19 protein-coding genes and 1 riboswitch are annotated in these 20,456 nt (G+C 70.0%); of the genes, 7 read left to right on the top strand and 12 right to left on the bottom strand.

Translation table 11 applies throughout. From position 1 onward, the window contains the following. Positions 1 to 4: 4 nt before the first annotated feature. The 4 genes from ACIBCU_RS10540 to ACIBCU_RS10525 form a co-directional block, all read right to left on the bottom strand. Positions 5 to 1,522: a glycoside hydrolase family 3 protein gene (locus ACIBCU_RS10540; RefSeq protein WP_399230600.1), complete on the bottom strand. Its 1,518-nt coding sequence runs from the start codon at positions 1,520 to 1,522 to the stop codon at positions 5 to 7. 8 nt (positions 1,523 to 1,530) lie between these two features. After that, the gene (locus ACIBCU_RS10535) at positions 1,531 to 2,403 is read right to left on the bottom strand and encodes a carbohydrate ABC transporter permease (RefSeq protein WP_362935217.1); all 873 of its coding nucleotides are present in this window, start codon (positions 2,401 to 2,403) and stop codon (positions 1,531 to 1,533) included. Next, entirely contained in the window at positions 2,400 to 3,416 is a 1,017-nt protein-coding gene (locus ACIBCU_RS10530; RefSeq protein ID WP_362935220.1) for a sugar ABC transporter permease, read from the bottom strand. Before ACIBCU_RS10530 ends, ACIBCU_RS10535 begins: the two co-directional genes overlap by 4 nt. A 124-nt stretch (positions 3,417 to 3,540) precedes the next feature. Next, positions 3,541 to 4,839, bottom strand: coding sequence for a sugar ABC transporter substrate-binding protein (locus tag ACIBCU_RS10525; protein ID WP_399230597.1), 1,299 nt, complete (start codon positions 4,837 to 4,839; stop codon positions 3,541 to 3,543). A gap of 286 nt (positions 4,840 to 5,125) precedes the next feature. Here ACIBCU_RS10525 and ACIBCU_RS10520 point away from each other — a divergent pair, with 286 nt between their 5' ends. The 6 genes from ACIBCU_RS10520 (at position 5,126) to ACIBCU_RS10495 (ending at position 12,354) form a co-directional block, all read left to right on the top strand. Next, positions 5,126 to 5,890 carry a GntR family transcriptional regulator gene (locus ACIBCU_RS10520; RefSeq protein ID WP_104788968.1) on the top strand — a complete coding sequence of 255 codons (765 nt, stop codon included), beginning with the start codon at positions 5,126 to 5,128 and terminating at the stop codon, positions 5,888 to 5,890. A 177-nt stretch (positions 5,891 to 6,067) separates the two neighbouring features. After that, a complete protein-coding gene (locus ACIBCU_RS10515) occupies positions 6,068 to 6,322 on the top strand; it encodes a DUF3311 domain-containing protein (RefSeq protein ID WP_362935226.1) in 255 nt (84 codons plus the stop codon). Then, the gene (mctP, locus tag ACIBCU_RS10510) at positions 6,319 to 7,983 is read left to right on the top strand and encodes a monocarboxylate uptake permease MctP (protein ID WP_399230595.1); all 1,665 of its coding nucleotides are present in this window, start codon (positions 6,319 to 6,321) and stop codon (positions 7,981 to 7,983) included. Before ACIBCU_RS10515 ends, mctP begins: the two co-directional genes overlap by 4 nt. A 144-nt stretch (positions 7,984 to 8,127) precedes the next feature. Beyond that, complete coding sequence (locus tag ACIBCU_RS10505) at positions 8,128 to 8,628, top strand: GNAT family N-acetyltransferase (RefSeq protein ID WP_362935232.1); 501 nt, start codon at positions 8,128 to 8,130, stop codon at positions 8,626 to 8,628. 40 nt (positions 8,629 to 8,668) lie between these two features. Then, positions 8,669 to 8,805, top strand: a riboswitch (cobalamin riboswitch). A gap of 136 nt (positions 8,806 to 8,941) precedes the next feature. Then, entirely contained in the window at positions 8,942 to 11,338 is a 2,397-nt protein-coding gene (locus ACIBCU_RS10500; protein ID WP_399230593.1) for a ribonucleoside-diphosphate reductase subunit alpha, read from the top strand. After that, complete coding sequence (locus ACIBCU_RS10495) at positions 11,338 to 12,354, top strand: ribonucleotide-diphosphate reductase subunit beta (RefSeq protein WP_362935238.1); 1,017 nt, start codon at positions 11,338 to 11,340, stop codon at positions 12,352 to 12,354. Before ACIBCU_RS10500 ends, ACIBCU_RS10495 begins: the two co-directional genes overlap by 1 nt. Here the strand turns inward: ACIBCU_RS10495 and ACIBCU_RS10490 are convergent. Then, entirely contained in the window at positions 12,351 to 12,563 is a 213-nt protein-coding gene (locus tag ACIBCU_RS10490; RefSeq protein WP_362935241.1) for a hypothetical protein, read from the bottom strand. The two genes, ACIBCU_RS10495 and ACIBCU_RS10490, sit on opposite strands and share 4 nt — an antisense overlap. An 81-nt stretch (positions 12,564 to 12,644) precedes the next feature. Between ACIBCU_RS10490 and ACIBCU_RS10485 the strand changes: the two genes are divergently transcribed. Then, a complete protein-coding gene (locus ACIBCU_RS10485; RefSeq protein ID WP_399230590.1) occupies positions 12,645 to 13,619 on the top strand; it encodes a GlxA family transcriptional regulator in 975 nt (324 codons plus the stop codon). A 195-nt stretch (positions 13,620 to 13,814) separates the two neighbouring features. Here the strand turns inward: ACIBCU_RS10485 and ACIBCU_RS10480 are convergent, their stop codons facing one another. The 7 genes from ACIBCU_RS10480 to ACIBCU_RS10450 form a co-directional block, all read right to left on the bottom strand. Continuing rightward, positions 13,815 to 14,552: a D-Ala-D-Ala carboxypeptidase family metallohydrolase gene (locus tag ACIBCU_RS10480; protein ID WP_399230587.1), complete on the bottom strand. Its 738-nt coding sequence runs from the start codon at positions 14,550 to 14,552 to the stop codon at positions 13,815 to 13,817. A gap of 183 nt (positions 14,553 to 14,735) precedes the next feature. Continuing rightward, positions 14,736 to 15,374, bottom strand: a complete 639-nt coding sequence (gene def / locus ACIBCU_RS10475; RefSeq protein ID WP_356716796.1) for a peptide deformylase — start codon at positions 15,372 to 15,374, stop codon at positions 14,736 to 14,738. An 81-nt stretch (positions 15,375 to 15,455) separates the two neighbouring features. Then, the gene (locus ACIBCU_RS10470) at positions 15,456 to 16,448 is read right to left on the bottom strand and encodes a hypothetical protein (protein ID WP_362935253.1); all 993 of its coding nucleotides are present in this window, start codon (positions 16,446 to 16,448) and stop codon (positions 15,456 to 15,458) included. Between the two features lie 90 nt (positions 16,449 to 16,538). Beyond that, the gene (locus ACIBCU_RS10465; protein ID WP_399230585.1) at positions 16,539 to 17,786 is read right to left on the bottom strand and encodes an HD-GYP domain-containing protein; all 1,248 of its coding nucleotides are present in this window, start codon (positions 17,784 to 17,786) and stop codon (positions 16,539 to 16,541) included. Continuing rightward, positions 17,783 to 19,171 (bottom strand): HD-GYP domain-containing protein, encoded by a 1,389-nt coding sequence (locus ACIBCU_RS10460; protein WP_362933578.1) that lies wholly within the window; start codon positions 19,169 to 19,171, stop codon positions 17,783 to 17,785. The genes ACIBCU_RS10465 and ACIBCU_RS10460 overlap by 4 nt, the downstream gene beginning before the upstream one ends. 139 nt (positions 19,172 to 19,310) lie before the next feature. Further along, on the bottom strand, positions 19,311 to 19,625 hold the full coding sequence (rsrA, locus tag ACIBCU_RS10455; RefSeq protein ID WP_362933575.1) for a mycothiol system anti-sigma-R factor: 315 nt from the start codon (positions 19,623 to 19,625) through the stop codon (positions 19,311 to 19,313). Then, positions 19,622 to 20,278, bottom strand: a complete 657-nt coding sequence (locus ACIBCU_RS10450; protein WP_033298180.1) for a sigma-70 family RNA polymerase sigma factor — start codon at positions 20,276 to 20,278, stop codon at positions 19,622 to 19,624. The genes rsrA and ACIBCU_RS10450 overlap by 4 nt, the downstream gene beginning before the upstream one ends. Positions 20,279 to 20,456: the final 178 nt, after the last annotated feature.

The following is a 20,456-nucleotide window of genomic DNA, read 5'->3' as shown; positions in this document are numbered from 1 at the left end:
GGGCTCAGGAGCCCGTGAGCGCTTCCGCGGCCGCGACCCCGCAGACCCGCGCCGCGCCGTGCGTGGCGATGTGCAGGGCGCCCCGGGGCGGCGCGTAGGGCAGGCCCATCTCGACCACGATTGTGTCGGTACGGGCGGCCAGCACGGCGTCCAGCGCCTCGCGCATCCACGCGTGCCGGTGGACGTCACGGACGACGGCGACGATGCGCCGCTCCCCCGCCGCCCTCAGCACCTCGGCGGCCGGCGAGGCGCTCGCGGTGCTGTAGGTGTCCGTCTCCGTGCCGGGCAGGATCCGGGCCAGCTCGGCCGCGACGCCCCACGGTGTCTCGTCGCCGACCGCGATGTTGGCCACCGGGGTGAAGGCCGCGACGTAGGCCGGCTCGCGCAGCGGCTCGGCGGTGCCCGTGACCGTCACGGCCCGCCGGGCCGCGACCAGCCCGATGTCGGCTCCGGGGCCGGGCGCGGTCCCCTCCTGCGTGTCCGCGCCCGGCTCCGAGGCAGCCCCCCTGGCCCCCTGCGTCCAGGACGCGAGGGCCCGTACACGTGCGGCCGCGTCGGCCAGCCGCTCCTCGGGCAGTTCACCGGTCCGCACCGCCGTCACCAGCGCGTCGCGCAGCCGCAGCACGGTGTCCTCGTCGGCCAGCCCGCCGCCGACACAGATGGCGTCGGCGCCCGCGGCGATGGCGAGGACGGATCCCCGCTCGATGCCGTACGTGCCGGCGATGGCATCCATCTCCATGCCGTCGGTGACGATCAGTCCGTCGTAGCCCAGCTCCTCGCGCAGCAGACCGGTGAGGATCTGGGGGCTCAGAGTCGCGGGCCGCGTCGGGTCGAGTGCGGGAAGCAGAATATGTGCGCTCATCACTGATTTGGAACCCGCTGCGATGGCCGCCCGGAAAGGCACCAGCTCACGGGCGTGCAGGGTGTCCAGGTCCACATCGATGCGGGGCAGCGAGTGGTGCGAGTCGACCGCCGTGTCGCCGTGCCCCGGGAAGTGCTTGGTGCACGCGGCGACACCGGCGGACTGGAGGCCCTCGACGTACGCGGCGGTGTGGCGGGCGACGAGCCCGGTGCCGGCGCCGAAGGAGCGTACGCCGATGACCGGGTTGCCCGGATTGGAGTTGACGTCGGCGGACGGCGCCCAGTTGAGGTTGACCCCGCACTCGGCCAGCCGACGGCCGAGCTCCCGGGCGACGGCCCTGGTCAGATCGGTGTCGTCGACGGAGCCGAGAGCGAGGTTGCCGGGGAAGGACGAGCCGTTGCGGACCTCCAGCCGGGTGACGTCACCGCCCTCCTCGTCGATCGCGACGAGTACGTCGTCCCGCTCGGCGCGCAGCCGGGCGGTGAGCGCGGAGAGCTGCTCGGGCGAGTGGATGTTCCGGCCGAACAGCCCGACGGAGGCCAGGCCTTCCCCGACCCTGCGCAGGAGCCAGTCCGGGGCGGTCGTCCCGGTGAAGCCGGGCTGGAGCACGGCGAGCGCGTCGCGGGTGACGGTGTCCATGGTGGATACGAGGGTGGTCATGGGCTGCGTTATCCCTTCACGGCGCCTGAGGTGAGCCCCGTAGCCATCTTCCCCTGGATGATCATGAAGAAGATGACGACCGGGATGGAGATGAGCGTGGAGGCCGCCATCAGCGCGCCGTAGTCCGTTCCGCGTTCCGTCGTGAAGGTCATCAGCCACACGTTGAGCGTGTACTTGGAGTTGTCGTTGATCAGGATGTACGCGAAGAGGTACTCGTTCCAGGCGTTGACCAGCGCGAAGATGGACGCGGCCGCGAGCCCGGGCGCCAGCAGCGGGAAGACGACCCGTCGGAAGGCCTGCATGCGGGTGCAGCCGTCCACCATCGCGGACTCCTCGAGCTCCACGGGGATGTTGATCACGAATCCGCGGATCATGATGGTCGCGAAGGGCAGCGTGGAGACCAGGTAGACGACGATGAGTCCCCAGTACTCGTCGATGCCTCCCATCGCGTTGAGCTGGAGGTAGATCGGGATCAGCATCGCGGTGGGGGGCAGCATCTGGACCAGGATCATGACCATCATCAGCGCCTTCCGCCCGAAGAAGCGGAAGCGTCCGATGGCGAGCGCCGCGAGGGTCGCGATGATCATGCCGCCGACGACGGCCGTGACCGAGACGATGAGGCTCGACTGGATGGCGGTGGAGAAGTTGTCCTGCTTCACCGCGCGCGCGAAGTTGTCGAACGTGAGGGAGGACGGCCACAAGGTCTGGTCGTAGGACCGGATCTCGTGGTTGGGGCGCAGAGAACTGACGATCAGCCAGTAGACCGGGAAGGCCATGAGCCCGGCCGTGACCAGCGCCAGGATGTTGTAGCCGAGGCGGTTCCTCCTACGGTCGGGCCGCAGGACCTGGGCCGGCGTGTTCGTGGGCGTGGAGGCGCTCATTCGACCTCTCCCGTCTTGATCAGCTGGCGCAGGTAGTACACGGCGACGCCGGAGAGCATCAGGACGGTGATCAGTGCGATCGCGCTGCCCTGACTGAAGGAGGTGGACTCGAACGCCTTGGAGAAGGAGTAGAGGCCGAGGGTCTCGTACTCGGGCTCGGGCTTGTTGCCGCGCAGCAGCCAGATCTGGCCGAACACGTTGAAGTCCCAGATGACGGAGAGCGTGGCGACCATGGTGAAGACCGGCTTGATGACGGGCCAGGTCACGTAGCGGTAGACCCCGAACGCGGTGGCTCCGTCGAGAGCGGCCGCTTCCTCCAACTCCTTGGGCACCTGGGTGAGGGCCGCGTACATCGTGATGACGACGAACGGGATGGCGCCCCAGACGACCAGGAGCGTGATGATGCCGAAGCCCTGCCAGGGGTCGAGGAACCAGTTGTGGCCGAGCCACCGGTCCTCGTTGCCCGTGATGTCGGCGAGCAGCGTGTTGATCAGGCCGTAGTCGGAGTCGGAGAGCCAGCGGAAGACCGACGCGGCGACCATGAGCGGCATGGACCAGGCGGCGATCAGCGCCACCGTGAGGACGAGCCGCACCCAGGTGGAGACCTTCAGCATCATCAGGGCGATGAGCAGGCCGAGCCCCATGGTCAGCACGACGCAGACGGTCATGAAGACGACGGTTCTCCCGACGACCGACCAGAACTCCGGGTCGCCGAGGATGTTGGTGAACTGCTCGAAGCCGACCCACGGGGCCTCGCCGTTGCCCCAGAGGGCCGCCCGCCCCAGGTCCTGGAAGGACATGATCACGGTCTTGACCAGCGGGTAGACGTAGACGGCGGCGATCGCCAGGATCGCCGGCAGGATCAGGAGGTAGGGGAGGAGTTCCCCCTTCTTCCGCCGCTTCTTCGGGCGCGGTCCGGCGGTTTGCTGCTCGGAGGGCGAGGTCCCGGTCTTCTCCGGGACACTCGGTACGGGGACCGGTGGACCGGCGGCCTTGGTGTCGGCAGCAGTCACGTGACTGACCTTCCATCGGGATTCCGGGGATCTGCACCCGGGAATCACGGCGTTCTACCTGAGAAAAAGGGGACGGGGGCCCGGTGTTCGCCGGACCCCCGCCTGGAGAGCCGAAGCCCGGGGACTACTTGTTGATCAGTTCGTTGATCTTGTCGTCGGCCTTCTTGGCCGCGTCGGCCACCGAACCGCCCTTGAGGATCTCCAGAAGCATGTTCTCCAGGACCTCCTCCTTCTCGATGGAGGTCCAGCCCGGCGCGATCGGCGTGAACCAGGCGTCCGGCACCGCGTTGGCGACAGCGGCCGTCTCCGGCTTGGACTTCAGCGGCTCGAGCTGCTTCTCGTTGTTCGGGAGGATGTTCTTGGCGGCGAGCGCCTCCTGCGACTTCTCACTGGTGAAGAGCGAGATCCACTCCTCGCCCAGGTCGGTGACCTTGGACTTGGCGGTCACCGCGAGGTCCGAACCACCGATGAAGGACGGGAGGGCCTTGCCGTTCGGGCCGGGCATGCCGGCCGTGCCGATCTTGCCTTCGAGCTTCGGGTTGCCGTTGTTGGCGCCGTCGACGACGGAGCCGGCCTCCCAGCCGTTGCCGTAGATCAGGGCCGCCTTCTCGTTGGCCATGACGTTGGCGTGGTCCTGCTCGTCCTTGGTCTGGTCGGCCTTGTTGTACTTCTTGACCAGGTTGACGAAGTGCTCGATGCCCTTCTGGGACTCGGGCGAGGAGAGGTTGCCCTTCCACTCCTTCGCGCCCTCGTCGTACTCGGCGATGGAGCCGCCGTAGCCCGCGACGTAGGACATGGCGGCGTACCAGTAACGGCCCGGCAGGTAGAGGGACGAGAAGCGCTTGTCCTTCTTGCTGTACTCGGCCGAGACCTTGTCGAGTGCGGCGAGCATCTCGTCCTCGGTCTGCGGGAGGGCGTCGCTGCCGGTGCCCTTCTTGAACATGTCCTTGTTGTAGACCGCGACACGGGCACCCGCGTAGTAGGGCACACAGAACTGCTTGCCCTCGAAGGTGCAGGTGTCCTTCAGGCCCTTGATCCAGGTATCCGAGTTGTCGTACTTCTTGGGGTCGATCTCGGCCAGCGCGCCGTTGAGGATGTACTGCATCGTCTCGGTGTTGCCGAGCTCGACGACGTCCGGGAACTTGTCACCACCGAGCGCGGTGTCGAGCTTCTTGGCCTTGTCCGCCCACTGCTGGTACTGGACGTCGACCTTGACCTTCGGATACTTCTTCTTGAACTGCGCGTTGACGTCCTTGACCAGTTCCGGCCAGGTGCTCTGCGCGTCGACCATGAGCCAGACCGTCAGGCTCTCGGTACGGTCCTTCGGGTCCTTCGAAGCGTTGTCGCCACTGTCCCCACCACACGCCGCGATTCCGGTCATCATCGCTGCGACGCCTACTGCCGCTATGAGCTTGCGCTTCATGCCACACCCTCCTCAGGGATACCAGCAACCCCCCGCCCACCGCGAAGACGTACGCCTGGCGCTACCTGTGGGTCTGGGACCTGGTCTTTAATGGTTTAGACCAGTACCGGGAGCTTGGCCTAGACCTTTAGGGGTGTCAAGGGTGTATAAGAAGTGCACTCGCGTCCGTTATCGGACCGACACCTGAGGGAGGGCGACGACCCGTGACCGGACCGTGCCACCATGTGAGCCGCGACAGACGGAGGAGCCGGTGACGGCAGCAACGCAGCAGTCGGGAAGGCGGGCCATGGGTGCCGACGGGGGCAGCAGTACGAGCGAGACCGGTGCGGGAGCGCGCACGGCACGCGTCCCGAAGTACTACCGGCTCAAGCGCCATCTCCTCGAAATGACGGACACCATGCCGCCCGGCACCCCGGTGCCGCCCGAACGGACCCTGGCGGCGGAGTTCGACACCTCGCGCACCACGGTGCGTCAGGCCCTCCAGGAGCTGGTGGTCGAGGGCCGGCTGGAGCGCATCCAGGGCAAGGGCACCTTCGTCGCCAAGCCGAAGGTCTCCCAGGCCCTGCAACTCACCTCGTACACCGAGGACATGCGCGCCCAGGGCCTGGAACCCACATCCCAGCTGCTGGACATCGGCTACGTCACGGCGGACGACACGCTCGCCGGGCTGCTGGACATCACGACCGGCGGCCGGGTGCTGCGGATCGAGCGGCTCCGGCTCGCCAGCGGTGAACCGATGGCCATCGAGACCACCCACCTCTCGGCCAAGCGCTTTCCCGCGCTGCGCCGTTCACTGGTGAAGTACACCTCGCTCTACACCGCGCTGGCCGAGGTGTACGACGTCCGGCTCGCCGAGGCCGAGGAGACCATCGAGACCTCGCTCGCCACGCCGCGCGAGGCGGGGCTGCTCGGCACGGACGTCGGCCTCCCGATGCTCATGCTGTCCCGGCATTCGATCGACGGAGGGGGCGAACCGGTGGAGTGGGTGCGCTCGGTGTACCGGGGCGACCGGTACAAGTTCGTCGCCCGTCTGAAGCGCCCCACCGACTGAGCACCTTCAGGGCCCCGGTACCTCTGATCCCCCTGCACACGCGGGGGGATCAGGCATTTCGGGCGACGCCGGAACGTTGCAGGACCGCAATGCGGACAGGGGGTGACGGTGGACGGGGCATTCGCTTAGATTTCCTGCGCATTACACCAGGTGATCAGCGAGGGGACGGAGCGCCACATGCCAGAAGATACTGATGCGAAACCACCGACAGTGACACCCATGAGGGTGGTCATCGGGCTCTGCCTGATCGCTCCGTTCGTGGCGATGCTCTGGGTCGGGTCGTACGCGAAGGTCGATCCGACCTTCATAGGCATCCCGTTCTTCTACTGGTACCAGATGCTGTGGGTGCTCATCTCGACCGCTCTCACCATGATCGCGTACAAGCTGTGGCAGCGTGACCAGCGCGCCCGCAAGGGGGGTGCGTCAGCATGAAGGACGGCGTGAACGGCATCGCACTCGCCGTATTCATCTTCTTCTTCGTGGCCGTCACGGTCATCGGTTTCATGGCCGCGCGCTGGCGCAAGGCCGAGAACGAGGCCAGCCTCGACGAATGGGGCCTGGGCGGCCGGTCGTTCGGCACCTGGGTCACCTGGTTCCTGCTCGGCGGCGACCTCTACACGGCGTACACCTTCGTCGCGGTGCCCGCGGCGGTCTACGCGGCGGGCGCGGCCGGCTTCTTCGCCGTCCCCTACACGATCCTCGTCTACCCGCTGATCTTCACCTTCCTGCCGCGTCTTTGGTCGGTGTCGCACAAGCACGGCTACGTCACCACCTCGGACTTCGTCCGTGGCCGCTTCGGCTCGAAGGGGCTCTCGCTGGCGGTCGCCGTCACCGGCATCCTCGCCACGATGCCGTACATCGCGCTCCAACTGGTCGGCATCCAGGCCGTCCTGGACGTCATGGGCGTCGGCGGCGGCGAGGACACGCACTGGTTCATCAAGGACCTGCCGCTGCTCATCGCCTTCGCCGTCCTCGCCGCGTACACCTACTCCTCGGGGCTGCGCGCACCGGCGCTGATCGCGTTCGTCAAGGACGGGCTGATCTACCTGGTCATCGCGGTGGCGATCATCTACATCCCGATCAAGCTGGGCGGGTTCGACGACATCTTCGCCGCGGCCGGCGAGAAGTTCTCCGCCGCGAACGAGGCGGCCGGCAAACCGGTGGCCGGGCTCGCACCCGGGGTCTCCGGCCAGTGGGGATACGCCACCCTGGCCCTGGGCTCGGCGCTGGCGCTCTTCATGTACCCGCACTCGATCACGGCGACGCTCTCCAGCCGCAGCCGTGAGGTGATCCGGCGCAACACCACGATCCTGCCCCTGTACTCGCTGATGCTGGGTCTGCTGGCACTGCTCGGATTCATGGCGATCGCGGCCGGGGTCAAGGTCGACAACGGCCAGCTCGCCATTCCGCAGCTCTTCGAGAACATGTTCCCGGACTGGTTCGCGGGCGTGGCGTTCGCCGCGATCGGCATCGGTGCCCTGGTGCCCGCCGCGATCATGTCGATCGCCGCGGCGAACCTCTTCACCCGCAACATCTACAAGGACTTCCTGAAGCCTGACGCGACCCCGGCCCAGGAGACGAAGGTCTCCAAGCTGGTCTCGCTGCTGGTCAAGGTCGGCGCGCTCGCCTTCGTCCTCACCATGGACAAGACGGTCGCGATCAACTTCCAGCTGCTGGGCGGCATCTGGATCCTCCAGACGATGCCGGCCCTGGTGGGCGGCCTCTTCACCCGGTGGTTCCACCGCTGGGCCCTGATCGCCGGCTGGGCGGTCGGCATGGTCTACGGCACGGCGGCCGCGTACGGCGTCGCCAGTCCGACCCAGAAGCACTTCGGCGGGTCCTCGAAGGAGATCCCGGGCCTCGGCGAGATCGGCTACATCGGTCTCACCGCGTTCGTGCTGAACGTCGTCGTCGTGCTCGTGCTGACCGTCGTCCTCCACGCGGTGAAGGCGCCGGCCGGTGTGGACGAGACCTCCCCGTCGGACTACACGGCGGACGCGGGCGACCCCGGCGTCAAGGTCGAGCTCCCGGCGCCCACGGCGGGCGCCCCCGGCGACCCGGCGCCCACGGCGGGCGCCCCTGGCGGCCGCTGACCCCACAGCGGTCGCGCCGACGCACGACGTCCGTCCCGGCAGGGTCCGCCCTGCCGGGACGGAGTCGTATCAGGCCCCCCCGGGGGCCGTCGGCCTCCGAAACCGGGGCGCGCCGCACCCGGCCCCTGGGGCAGACTGCCGCCCATGGACCTATCGATCAGGCCGGCCCTGCCAGCTCAGTTCGAGGAGCTGGGCGAGATCACCGCGCAGGCGTATCTGGGCGACGGACTCCTGGACTTCGGCGCCGACGACCCCTACCTGGAACAGCTCCGCGCGGTCGGGCGGCGGGCCGCCGAGGCCGAGGTGCTGGTCGCGCTGGACGCCGACGGCCGGTTGCTGGGTGGTGTCACCTACGTCGCGCCGGGCAGCCCGTGGGCGGACATCGCCGGGGAGGACGAGGCCGAGTTCCGGATGCTGGCCGTCTCGCCGGAGGCCCGTGGGAGGGGCGCGGGCGAGGCGCTCGTACGGGCCTGCGTCGAGCGGGCACGGGCCGCCGAGGGCGTCTCGGGGATCGTCCTGTCGACGGCCCCGGCCATGCTGGGCGCCCATCGGATATACCGCCGCCTCGGCTTCGTACGGACTCCTGAGCGGGACTGGTACCCCCTGCCGGAGCTCGCGCTCCTGACATTCCGCCTGGAGCTCTGACCCTTCACGACACAAGATGTGGGGGCTTCTTCCATCGGCAGCCCCCACATGTATGCTCGACCTCGCTGTCGCCGCAGGGGAATCCGGTGAGAATCCGGAACTGTCCCGCAACGGTGTGATCGGTGTGCTCATCCGCACCCCGAAGTCCGAAGACCTGTCGACAGTGCGCCCGGCTCGACCGAACCGGGCGCCGATACGTCCGGGCCCCGCGGAGGGCCGGTGGACGCTGTGCGCCGTGCTGCCCCTCCCCGGGCACCGCCGTGCCCGGCTGCCCCGCTCCCGCAGGCCCTGAGCCGAGCGAGGGATAGCCCCAGTGACCATCGCGCCAGCCGACCCGGTTTCCGCCACGGAATCCGAAGGCCGCACGACCGACGCGCCCGGGACCGCACTGCTGCGGACCCTGACCGGCCTCACCGCCGATCTGCCCGACACCGACCCCGGACGGGTGGCCGCCGCCGCACTGCGCGGCCGCAACGCCCGGTCGGACGAGGCCGAGCTGCGTTCGCTGGCCACCGAGGCCGCCGCCGGCCTGATCTCCGAGGACCCCGCCTACTCCCGGCTCGCCGCCCGGCTCCTCACCAGGGCCATCGCGGACGAGGCCGCCGGCCAGGGCGCTGTCTCCTTCTCCGCGTCGGTCGCCGTCGGACATCGCGAGGGCCTGATCGCGGACCGTACGGCCGAGTTCGTCACGCTGCACGCCGCCGCCCTCGACACACTGGTCGACCAGGCGCTCGCCGACGGCGCCGACGACCGCTTCGGCTACTTCGGGCTGCGGACGCTGCACAGCCGGTACCTGCTGCGCCACCCGCTCACCCGCGACGTCGTCGAGACCCCGCAGCACTTCATGCTGCGCGTCGCCGCCGGGCTCGCCGAGGACACCTCCGAGCGGGCTCTGGAGGAAGTGGCCGCGCTGTACGGCCTGATGAACCGGCTCGACTACCTGCCCTCCTCCCCCACCCTCTTCAACTCGGGCACCCGCCACCCGCAGATGTCGTCCTGCTACCTGCTGGACTCGCCGCTGGACGAGCTGGACTCGATCTACGACCGCTACCACCAGGTGGCGCGCCTCTCCAAGCACGCGGGCGGCATCGGGCTCTCGTACTCCCGTGTCCGCGCCCGGGGTTCGCTCATCCGCGGCACGAACGGGCACTCCAACGGCATCGTGCCGTTCCTGAAGACGCTCGACGCCTCGGTCGCCGCGGTGAACCAGGGCGGCCGCCGCAAGGGTGCCGCAGCCGTCTACCTGGAGACGTGGCACGCGGACATCGAGGAGTTCCTGGAGCTGCGCGACAACACCGGCGAGGACCAGCGCCGTACGCACAACCTCAACCTGGCGCACTGGATCCCGGACGAGTTCATGCGCCGCGTCGACGCGGACACGGAGTGGTCGCTGTTCTCCCCGGCCGACGCCCCCGAGCTCGTGGACCTGTGGGGCGACGAGTTCGACGCCGCCTACCGCACCGCCGAGGCCAAGGGGCTGGCCCGCAAGACGCTGCCGGCCCGTGAGCTGTACGGCAGGATGATGCGGACCCTCGCCCAGACCGGGCAGGGCTGGATGACGTTCAAGGACGCCTCCAACCGCACGGCGAACCAGACCGCCGAGCCGGGCCGCGTCGTGCACTCCTCGAACCTGTGCACGGAGATCCTCGAAGTCACGGACGACGGCGAGACGGCCGTCTGCAACCTCGGTTCGGTCAACCTGGGCGCGTTCGTCGCCGACGGCACCATCGACTGGGAGCGGCTGGACGCCACCGTCCGCACGGCGGTGACCTTCCTCGACCGCGTGGTGGACATCAACTTCTACCCGACCGAGCAGGCCGGCCGCTCCAACGCCCGCTGGCGCCCGGTGGGCCTGGGCGCGATGGGCCTCCAGGACGTGTTCTTCCAGCTGCGCCTGCCGTTCGACTCCCCCGAGGCCCGCGCGCTCTCCACGAAGATCTCCGAGCGGATCATGCTGGCCGCCTACGAGGCCTCCTGCGCCCTCGCCGAACGGTCCGGCCCGCTGCCCGCCTGGTCCGAGACCCGCGCGGCGCGCGGCGTCCTGCACCCGGACCACTACGCCACCGAGCTGAACTGGCCGGAGCGCTGGGACGCGCTGCGCGCCCGGATCGCGAAGACCGGCATGCGCAACTCGCTGCTGCTCGCCATCGCGCCGACGGCGACGATCGCCTCGATCGCCGGGGTGTACGAGTGCATCGAGCCGCAGGTCTCCAACCTCTTCAAGCGCGAGACGCTCAGCGGAGAGTTCCTCCAGGTCAACGCCTATCTGGTCGACGAACTGAAGAGGCTCGGCGTCTGGGACGCGCGGACCCGTGAGGCGCTGCGCGAGGCGAGCGGCTCCGTGCAGGGCTTCGCCTGGATCCCCGAGGAGGTGCGGGCGCTGTACCGCACGGCGTGGGAGATCCCGCAGCGCGGCCTGATCGACATGGCGGCTGCCCGTACGCCGTTCCTCGACCAGAGCCAGTCGCTCAACCTGTTCCTGGAGACGCCGACGATCGGCAAGCTCTCCTCGATGTACGCGTACGCCTGGAAGCAGGGGCTGAAGACGACGTACTACCTGCGGTCGCGCCCGGCGACCCGGATCGCCCGCGCGGCCTCCGGCAAGGCCGCCGCCGCTGCCACCGTTCCCGTACAGCAGGCGACGGCTCCCGACGCGGACGCGATCGCCTGCTCCCTCGAAAACCCCGAGTCCTGCGAGGCCTGCCAGTGATGACCACGTCCGAGAACAAGAACCTGCTCGACCCGGGCTTCGAACTGACCCTGCGCCCCATGCGCTACCCGGACTTCTACGAGCGCTACCGGGACGCGATCAAGAACACCTGGACGGTGGAGGAGGTCGACCTGCACTCCGACGTCGCCGACCTCGCCAAGCTCTCACCCGGTGAGCAGCACATGATCGGCCGGCTGGTCGCGTTCTTCGCGACGGGTGACTCGATCGTCTCCAACAACCTGGTGCTGACGCTCTACAAGCACATCAATTCGCCCGAGGCGCGGCTCTACCTGTCGCGTCAGCTGTTCGAGGAGGCCGTGCACGTCCAGTTCTATCTGACGCTGCTCGACACCTATCTGCCCGACCCGGAGGACCGTGCGGCGGCCTTCGACGCGGTCGAGGAGATCCCCTCGATCCGCGAGAAGGCGCAGTTCTGCTTCAGGTGGATGGACTCGGTCGAGAAGATCGAGCGGCTGGAGACCAAGGCGGACCGCCGGCGCTTCCTGCTCAACCTGATCTGCTTCGCCGCGTGCATCGAGGGGCTGTTCTTCTACGGCGCGTTCGCGTACGTCTACTGGTTCCGCTCGCGCGGTCTGCTGCACGGTCTCGCCACGGGCACCAACTGGGTGTTCCGTGACGAGACGATGCACATGAACTTCGCCTTCGAGGTCGTGGACACCGTCCGCAAGGAGGAGCCGGACCTCTTCGACGACGAGCTCCAGCAGCAGGTCACCGACATGCTGCGGGAGGCTGTCGAGGCGGAGCTGCAGTTCGGCCGCGACCTGTGCGGCGAGGGCCTGCCGGGGATGAACACCGAGTCGATGCGCCAGTACCTGGAGTGCGTCGCCGACCAGCGGCTCACCCGGCTCGGCTTCCCCGCGCTCTACGGTTCCGAGAACCCGTTCTCGTTCATGGAGCTCCAGGGGGTGCAGGAGCTGACGAACTTCTTCGAGCGGCGCCCCTCCGCGTACCAGGTGGCGGTGGAGGGCTCGGTCGGCTTCGACGACGACTTCTAGATCCGCGCCCAGGACCTGATGTAAGGGCGCCGCGTGGCTGTGAGCGGCTGCGCGGCGCCTGCCGTTTCCGGGGGTGTGTCCCCCCGGCCCCGTTGCGCGTCCCTCAGTTCGCGGTCGATCCGGCGCTCCCGTGCGAGGCCGAGAACGGCGGGCAGCAGGACGAGGGCGAAAAGTGCGGCTACGGCCAGGTAGCTCAGGAATGTGTTCATGGCTCTACTGTCGTCCGCGCGCCAGGATTTGGTCAGTGGCAGGACTGTCACACACCATCGAATTGCTGCCACACTGCCGTCATGCTGAACAATGTCGCCGTCCTGCTGATGGATGAGGTCCACCCTTTCGAACTCGGCGTCCTGTGCGAGGTGTTCGGCCTCGACCGCTCCGAGGACGGGCTCCCTGTGCACGACTTCGCCGTCGTGTCCGCGGAAGGCCCGGTCCTGCGGACCCACGCCGGGTTCACCCTCGGCATCCCCCACGGACCGGAACGCCTGGAGGAGGCCGACCTCATCGCCGTCCCCGCCGGGAGTCACTTCCTCGACCGGGAGTACCCCGAGGAGGTCCTCGACGCCCTGCGCCGGGCGGTGGAGCGTGGCGCCCGGGTGCTGAGCGTCTGCTCCGGCGCCTTCGTCCTCGGCGCCGCCGGGCTGCTCGACGGCCGCCGCTGCACCACGCACTGGCGGCACTCCGACGAACTGGCCCGCCGCTTCCCGAAGGCCCAGGTGGAGCCGGACGTGCTCTACGTGGACGAGGGCCCGGTCATCACGTCGGCGGGTACGGCCGCCGGCATCGACGCCGCCCTGCACCTGGTGCGCCAGGCGCACGGGCCCGCCGTCGCGAACGCCCTGGCGCGCCGCATGGTGGTCCCCCCGCACCGGGACGGCGGCCAGGCGCAGTACATCGAGCGTCCGCTGCCCCGCACCCGGTGCGACACGGTCGGCGAGACGCTCGCCTGGATGGAGCGCCACCTCGATCAGGAGATGACCGTCGAACAGCTGGCCGCCCAGACCCACATGTCGCCCCGGACCTTCGCCCGCCGCTTCCAGCAGGAGACCGGCACCACCCCGTACCGCTGGCTGCTCCGGCAGCGCGTGCTGCTGGCACAGCACCTGCTGGAGACCTCGGACGAGACCATGGACACGATCGCGGGACAGACCGGTTTCGGGACCGCGGCGGCGCTGCGCCACCAGTTCGTACGTTCGCTGGGCACGACCCCCAACTCCTACCGCCGCGCCTTCCGCGGCCCGGCCTTGATGCGGGAAGTCGCCTGATCCGTACGTGATCCGGCAGAACCGACGCCCGCACGGCCGCCGACGCCCGCCGCTTCGCGGGTGAGCTGACGGAAGCTCTCGCTCCGGACCTCGCACCGCCTGACCTCCCTGCTTCCCCGTCACGACGGAGCCCCGTCCGGATGCACATCCCGGACGGGGCTCGCCGCGCGAGGCGCGGTCACCGCGTGCGTACGCTCAGATGCCGCACTGCGAGGCGGACCAGAAGTGGCTCGGCCCCTGGTTCACGTGGATGTGGTCGCTGTGGCCGGCGTAGCCCGGGCCGAGGATCCCGTTGAAGCCGTGGTTACGGGCCTGCTGGGCGATGGTGCACAGCGAGTGCGGTCCGGAACCGAGGTCGACGGCGTCACCGTACAGATGGCGGCTGTTCGTGGCTCCGCCGACCGCCGAGTTGCAGGAGGTGGACCTGAAGCCGCTGGTGACCCGGAGGGGCTGGTCGCCCAGCGCGTGCCGAAGGGCCTGCAGCTTCCACATGCTGCTCAGGGCGTTGGCCTTGGCCGTTCCCGCGGCGACCGCACCGCCCGCCCAGGTGCTGTTGCACGTGTTGAGCTCGGGGTAGGTGAAGTTGACGGGGGTGCAGTCGTCGTCCTGGAGCGCGTAGAGCTTGTTCTGCGTGGCCGGCCCGGCGACCCCGTCTGCGGCGAGGCCGTACGCGGACTGGAAGCGCTTGACCGCGGCCGTGGTGGCGGGGCCGTACGAGCCGTCGACGGCGAGCACGGAGTTGTATCCCGGATAGCCGGCCACCCGGATCTGGAGCTGGGTGACGTCGTTGCCGGTGGCGCCGGACGACAGGGTGCGGGTCCAGGTGAAACAGCCGTCGGCCTGCGCGGTGCCCGCGGTGACGACAGCGCCGCCGACGGCGAAAGCCATGGTCATGACAAGGCCGAGCAGCAGATGTGCGGTACGTCTGAGCATGGGGGTCTCCCTGCACGGTGAGGCGTAGAGGCGTGGCGTGGGGACGAGCCTGGCGGACAGGTCGACGCGCGTCAACTACGCGACGGAGAACGCTGGTTGACGAAGCCCCTTCGTCCGCCCGCTCCTCCGGACGCGGGAGAGGGCCCCGCCTGCGGCGGGGCCCTCTCCCGACAGCGAGGGGACTCAGTCGTTCGGGACGACCTCGTAGCGCGGGGTGCCCTCGGCCATCTCCTTCAGCGCCGCCTTGCGGTCCCGCTTCGAGAGCCGGTCGATGTAGAGGTAGCCGTACAGGTGGTCCGTCTCGTGCTGGAGGCAGCGCGCGAAGTAGCCGCTCCCCCGGACCTTCACCGCGTTGCCCTGGGCGTCCTGACCGCGCACGACCGCGTAGTCGGGGCGCGCGAGCGCCGCGTACGCCGTGGGCACGGAGAGGCAGCCCTCGCTGGAGTCGTCGAGGTTGCGCTGCTCCGGGGCGAGATCCTCCAGCACCGGGTTGCAGATCGCGCCGACGTGCCGGACCCCGTCGTCGTCCGGGCAGTCGTAGACGAAGACCTTGCGGTCCACGCCGATCTGGTTCGCTGCGAGGCCCACGCCCTGCGCGGTCCGCTGGCTGGCGAACATGTCGTCGATCAGCCGCGCCAGCTCGTCGTCGAACTCCGTGACGTCGGCGCACTCCTTGTGCAGAACCGGGTTACCGACCACCGTGATGGGGCGGGACGTGCCGCGCTCTCGGTGCGCCGCCTCGCGCGCCTCGCAGTCCTCGGTGTCCACGAGGAATCCCTCGTCGTCCACACCGGTCTGCTCGTCCGTCTCCTGCTGCGACATGTCCGCCGTTCGCCTTCCTGCAACCCTGAACCCGTGAGTACCCGCACCCGCATCGGTGCCCGTACAGCCTACGGGCACGAATCAGCAGACTTCTTCCAGATCCCGCCACTCACGGCTGTCCGGGCTGTCCGCCACCCAGCCGTCCAGCAGACCGCGCACCAGCCCGGCCGGGGCCGCTATGCCGCACTCACGCTCCGGCACCCACAGGTCACCGGCGGTGCGGTGGCCCAGGGGCCCGGGGTGGCCCGGCTCACTGTGGTCGTGCGGGTCCAGGTGTTCGCCGTCACCCTCGTCGCTCTCCATCCTGCTCTCCGAACACGCGCGGCAGAGCAGCCGCACGGAGGACGACCAGTCCTCGGCGGCGAATCCGGCGTCCGAGGCGAGCTTCTCCAGCGCGTCCCGGTCGGCCTCGGTGGCGGCCTCCAGGAGGACCACCCAGGTGGGGACGGGTGAGGGCGCCCACAGCTCGATCTCGTCGAAGACCGGGTACGACGGCCCGGCCGCCGTGATCCGCTCGCCGTTCGGCACACCGTCGTGCAGGACGACCTCGCCCCAGCGCCGTCCCGAGGACGGCAGCGGGATCGACAGCACCTCCAGCCGTGCCGGGTCCAGCCTGCGTCCCCAGACGACCTCGGCCTCACCCTCGGGCGAGAGCCGCACGGCAGCGCTGCCCAGCTCCATGCCCGTGGGCTCGCTGTTGGCCGCCGCGCCGTGCTGACCGCTGCCCGGCACCCGCAGCCCGTAGGCCTGCCAGGCCCGGCGCGCCAGCGGCCAGTCCTGCAGCGCGGTGGCGGCGATCCCGACGTTCCACCAGTCCGGGGCCCCGGACTCCCGGTCCAGCAGGGCGACGGCGCGCAGGCCCGCGGCCCTCGCCTGTTCCCAGTCGTGCCGGAACTTGTGCAGCAGCGCCAGATTGAACCAGGACTCGGAGAGCCAGGGCTCCAGGTCCGCCGCGCGCGTCAGCAGCGCCCCCGCGTCCTCGTACCGGCCGTCGCCGATCAGCGTGAACGCGCGGTCCGTGGCCTGCCGCCAAGAGGCGGACGGCCGATGCCGTACCTTCCCGAAGATCCTCACGATTCCCGCCTGTCCCGACTGGACACCCTCGTTTTCCGCTCTCTTCGCATCCAACCATGCCCGGCCGGACGCTCGCTCATTACCCATGGGTTACCCGGCCCCGGCCGGGGCCGGGCCGCCCCGCGCCAGGACTCTGGCCAGTGCTTCCACCACCTGTGGCTGGTAGTCGCGGCCGGTGCCGAGCCTGAGCTGCTCCAGCGCCCGCAGGGACCCCTTGACGCCTTCCCCGCACAGGTCGTCGTACGCGTTGACCGCACGGACGATCCTCGCGGAGGTCTGCTGTTCCCTGTACGGATCCGCCTGCTGTTCCACCACCACGGCGACCGCGGGGTCCACACCGGTCTGACGGACCACCGCCCCGCCGAGCAGCGCGATCCTGCGCTGCTCGGCGGCCGGGAGGACGGCCGTCGCCCCGTCCGCCACCGGGTCGACGAGCGAGAGCTGCCCGATGTCGTGCATCAGCGCCGCGTACTCCAGCACGGTCAGCTCGGGGCCGGTGAGCCCGAGCTCACGCCCGACGGCCGTCGAGAGCCCGGCCACCCTGCGGGCGTGCCCGTGCGGGGTGTAGCCCGCGATCTCCGTGGACCGGGCCAGCGACGCGATGGTCTGCCGGTACGTCGTACGGACCGCGGCGTACCTGCGGAACGAGACCTGGGTGAGCAGCAGCGGTACGCACAGGACCGGCAGGGCCCACAGCCCCGCGACGGCGACCCCCAGCGCCATCACGGCACCGGTCGCGCAGACCGCGGAGCCGATGCCGCTGAGCGCGCGGAGTTCGTCGCGGAGCTGCGGCCCGTACGGACGGGGGGCCCCGGCCGTGAGAGCCGCGAGGACGGCGTCGCACAGGGCGGTGAGCACCAGCAGCACGAGCAGGAAGAGGGCGAAGTACGGCCCCTCGCCGAACCAGCGTTCCGACAGGCCCGCGTGGTGGAGCGGCTGGAAACACACGGCGGCGAAGGCCACGGCCAGCACACGGCGGGCCGCCTGGTCGGGCCCCGGGCCGCTGCCCCGCGCCGTGTGGGGCACGGAGGCGAGCAGCTGCGCCGCCACGACGACGGTGATCACCTGGAGCACGCCGTGCGCCGTCTCCTGTCCCGCGCTGCGCCCGAGCAGCGCGTACGCCAGTGCCCCGGCCGCTCCCAGCGGCGCGGGCTCCCGCTCACCGGGCAGGGCGCCCCAGCGGGCCAGCTCACCCACGGTGACCAGGACTCCGAAAGCGAGGGCGTGGCCGGGCTCGACGACGCCGTTCCACAGGGTGTGCCCGAGCGCGACGGCCGCGAGGACCAGTGCGGCGCCACGGACCGCGAGGACGGCCGGCGACAGATGGAGCGGGTTCACCGGGTCTGCCCGGGCCGGTCCGGCGACCCCGTGGCGGGCGGCCGCGCCCCCGCCCGCTGCCGCGGCAGCCCGGCCGGCTCCTCCTCCGAGGTGACCGTGTTGGCCGCCGCGGACCAGCCGTGGCGCTCCAGGGCGCGCGCCAGCGCGCGGACCATGCGCGGGTCGAACTGGCTCCCCGCGCAGCGCCTCAGCTCCTCCACTGCCACGGGGACGGGCCGCCCGCGCCGGTAGGAGCGGGTCGAGGTCATCGCGTCGAAGGCGTCGGCTACGGCGACGACCCGGGCGAACTCGGGGATCCGGTCCCCGGCGAGGCCGTACGGATAGCCGCTGCCGTCGAGCCGCTCGTGGTGGTGCAGGATCGCGGCCCGCGCCTCGTCCAGGAAGCCGATGCCCCGGACGATCTCGTGGCCGTACTCCGGGTGCAGCTCGATGACGCGGCGCTCCTCCGGGGTGAGCGGCCCGTCCTTGCGCAGGACCCGGGTGGGGACGCCGAGCTTGCCGACGTCGTGCAGGATGCCGGCGAAGCGGAGCGCTTCCATCCGGTCCTCCTCCATGCCCAGTTCGCGCGCGATCAGCTCGGAGGCGCGGCCGACCCGCTCGCTGTGACCCCGGGTGTAGCCGTCCTTGATGTCGACGGCCTGGACGAGCGCCCTGATGGTGGCGCGGTGAGCGGCGTGCTGGCGGTGGTACTGCGCGAAGACCCAGCAGGAGATGTACATCGGCAGCAGGACCACCAGCGCGGACAGCGGGCCGTAGGAGCTGTGCCACAGGACGGCCATCATCAGCCCCGCGAGCGCGTGCACCAGATGCGGCCCCACGGATCGGGCCGGCAGCCCGCGCCAGGCGTGCCTGACGGCCACGCGCTCGGCCGTGACGAGGATCGAGCCGTCCAGCGCGGCCAGCACCAGACTGAAGACGAGAGCTGCCGCGCAGGCCGGGAGAAGGGCGTACGGAAGATCGGGCGCGGCACCTCCCGAGGCCCCGCCGAGCGTGGCGGGGCCGCCCAGACGCGCGTACGCCCATGAGGCGGCCCCCACGGTCAGCGCGAGTTGGGCGGCCCGCCAGACACGGCGGGCCGTGGCGGGCGGGCGCTCCACCCGGCCCGCGAGCGCGCCGGGTACGGCGACGAGCGCGGCGGCGGACGGAGGCAGCAGGAACGCCGCGGCGAGCAGCAGGGGAAAGAACGATCCGGCACCGATCGGCACGGAGCTGCCGAAGAAGGGGCAGCGGCCCGGAAGTTCGCAGGCCAGGTAGAGCGCGGCGAGGAGCGCCAGGGTGCCCCAGGGCGTCGCCGCCCCCGGGGACAGCGCGGGGAGGACGCAGAGTACGGCGCCGACCGCCGTGCAGAGGATGTGGACGCGTGCCGCCCCCGGTGTGCCCCTCACCCGAACCGCCCGCCCCCAGCCTGGTCAATGGAGGCGCCAGGCTAGCGAGTTGGGGCTCGAACGGGGCCCGAACGGGCCGGATTAGCACATTCGGGTGACACGACCGGGGTTCAGCGCGCGGCGCGCCGGTGGAGAGCCGTCACTCGGCGGTGGCCGGACGGTCGACGCCCACGGACACGTCCTGCTCGGGCACGGCGTGCCCGGAACGGATCAGGTCGATCCGTCCCATCACCTTCGAGCGCAGGTCGGCCGGGACGTCGTCCTGTCCGCAGCAGCGCTTGACCAGCTTCTTCACGGCCTGCTCCAGGCCGTACTTCTCCAGGCACGGGGAGCACTCCTCGAAGTGCACCTCGAATTTGGTGCAGTCGCCCTCGGGCATCTCATGGTCGAGAAACTCGTAGAGATGATCGAGAACCTCTGAGCAGTCCGTCTCGTGCGGCTCTCCGCAGCTCATGAGGCCGAGCCTTTCCTGTCGTCCGACTCACCGGCTCCGGCCGGGACGAGCCCGCGCTCACGCGCGTAGTCCTCCAGCATGCCGCGCAGCTGACGGCGTCCCCGGTGCAGCCGGGACATCACCGTACCGATGGGTGTCCCCATGATGTCCGCGATCTCCTTGTAGGCAAAGCCCTCTACATCGGCGAGATACACGGCGATGCGGAACTCTTCGGGGATCGACTGCAGCGCGGACTTCACATCGGAGTCCGGCAGGTGGTCGAGCGCCTGGGACTCCGCCGAGCGCAGACCGGTCGACATGTGCGACTCCGCACGCGCCAGCTGCCAGTCCTCGATCTCCTCAGCGGCGCTCCGCTGGGGTTCGCGCTGCTTCTTGCGGTACGAGTTGATGAAGGTGTTGGTGAGAATGCGGTACATCCACGCCTTGAGGTTCGTGCCCTCACGGAACTGATGGAAGGAGCCGTAGGCCTTCGCGTACGTCTCCTGCACCAGGTCCTCGGCATCCGCGGGGTTGCGCGTCATGCGCAGGGCGGCCGAGTACATCTGGTCCAGATATCCAAGGGCGTCCCGCTCGAAGCGCGCGTTACGCTCGGCAGTCGTCTCCTGCGCACGGCCGTCGTCGGTCCCTGTGTCGGTCCCAGTGACCGGACCCACCTCCTCCAACGATGTGGCGGAGCCGAAACCGGACCCGCTCGCATCGGAGAATAGTCGACCTTGCTTCCGCGCGGGCTGTCGATCGGCTCCGCCCGGGGCGCGCGCCGGTGTGCTCTTGGCCGCGTGAAGCACCGTCCACTCCAGTTCTGCGGCGTTCGAGCGGCTCGGGCAGATGGTC

This window comes from Streptomyces sp. NPDC051064 (assembly GCF_044455985.1).
GTDB lineage: Bacteria > Actinomycetota > Actinomycetes > Streptomycetales > Streptomycetaceae > Streptomyces.
The sequence above is the reverse complement of the archived record's forward strand: the minus strand, read 5'-3'. Positions and strand labels throughout refer to the sequence as shown.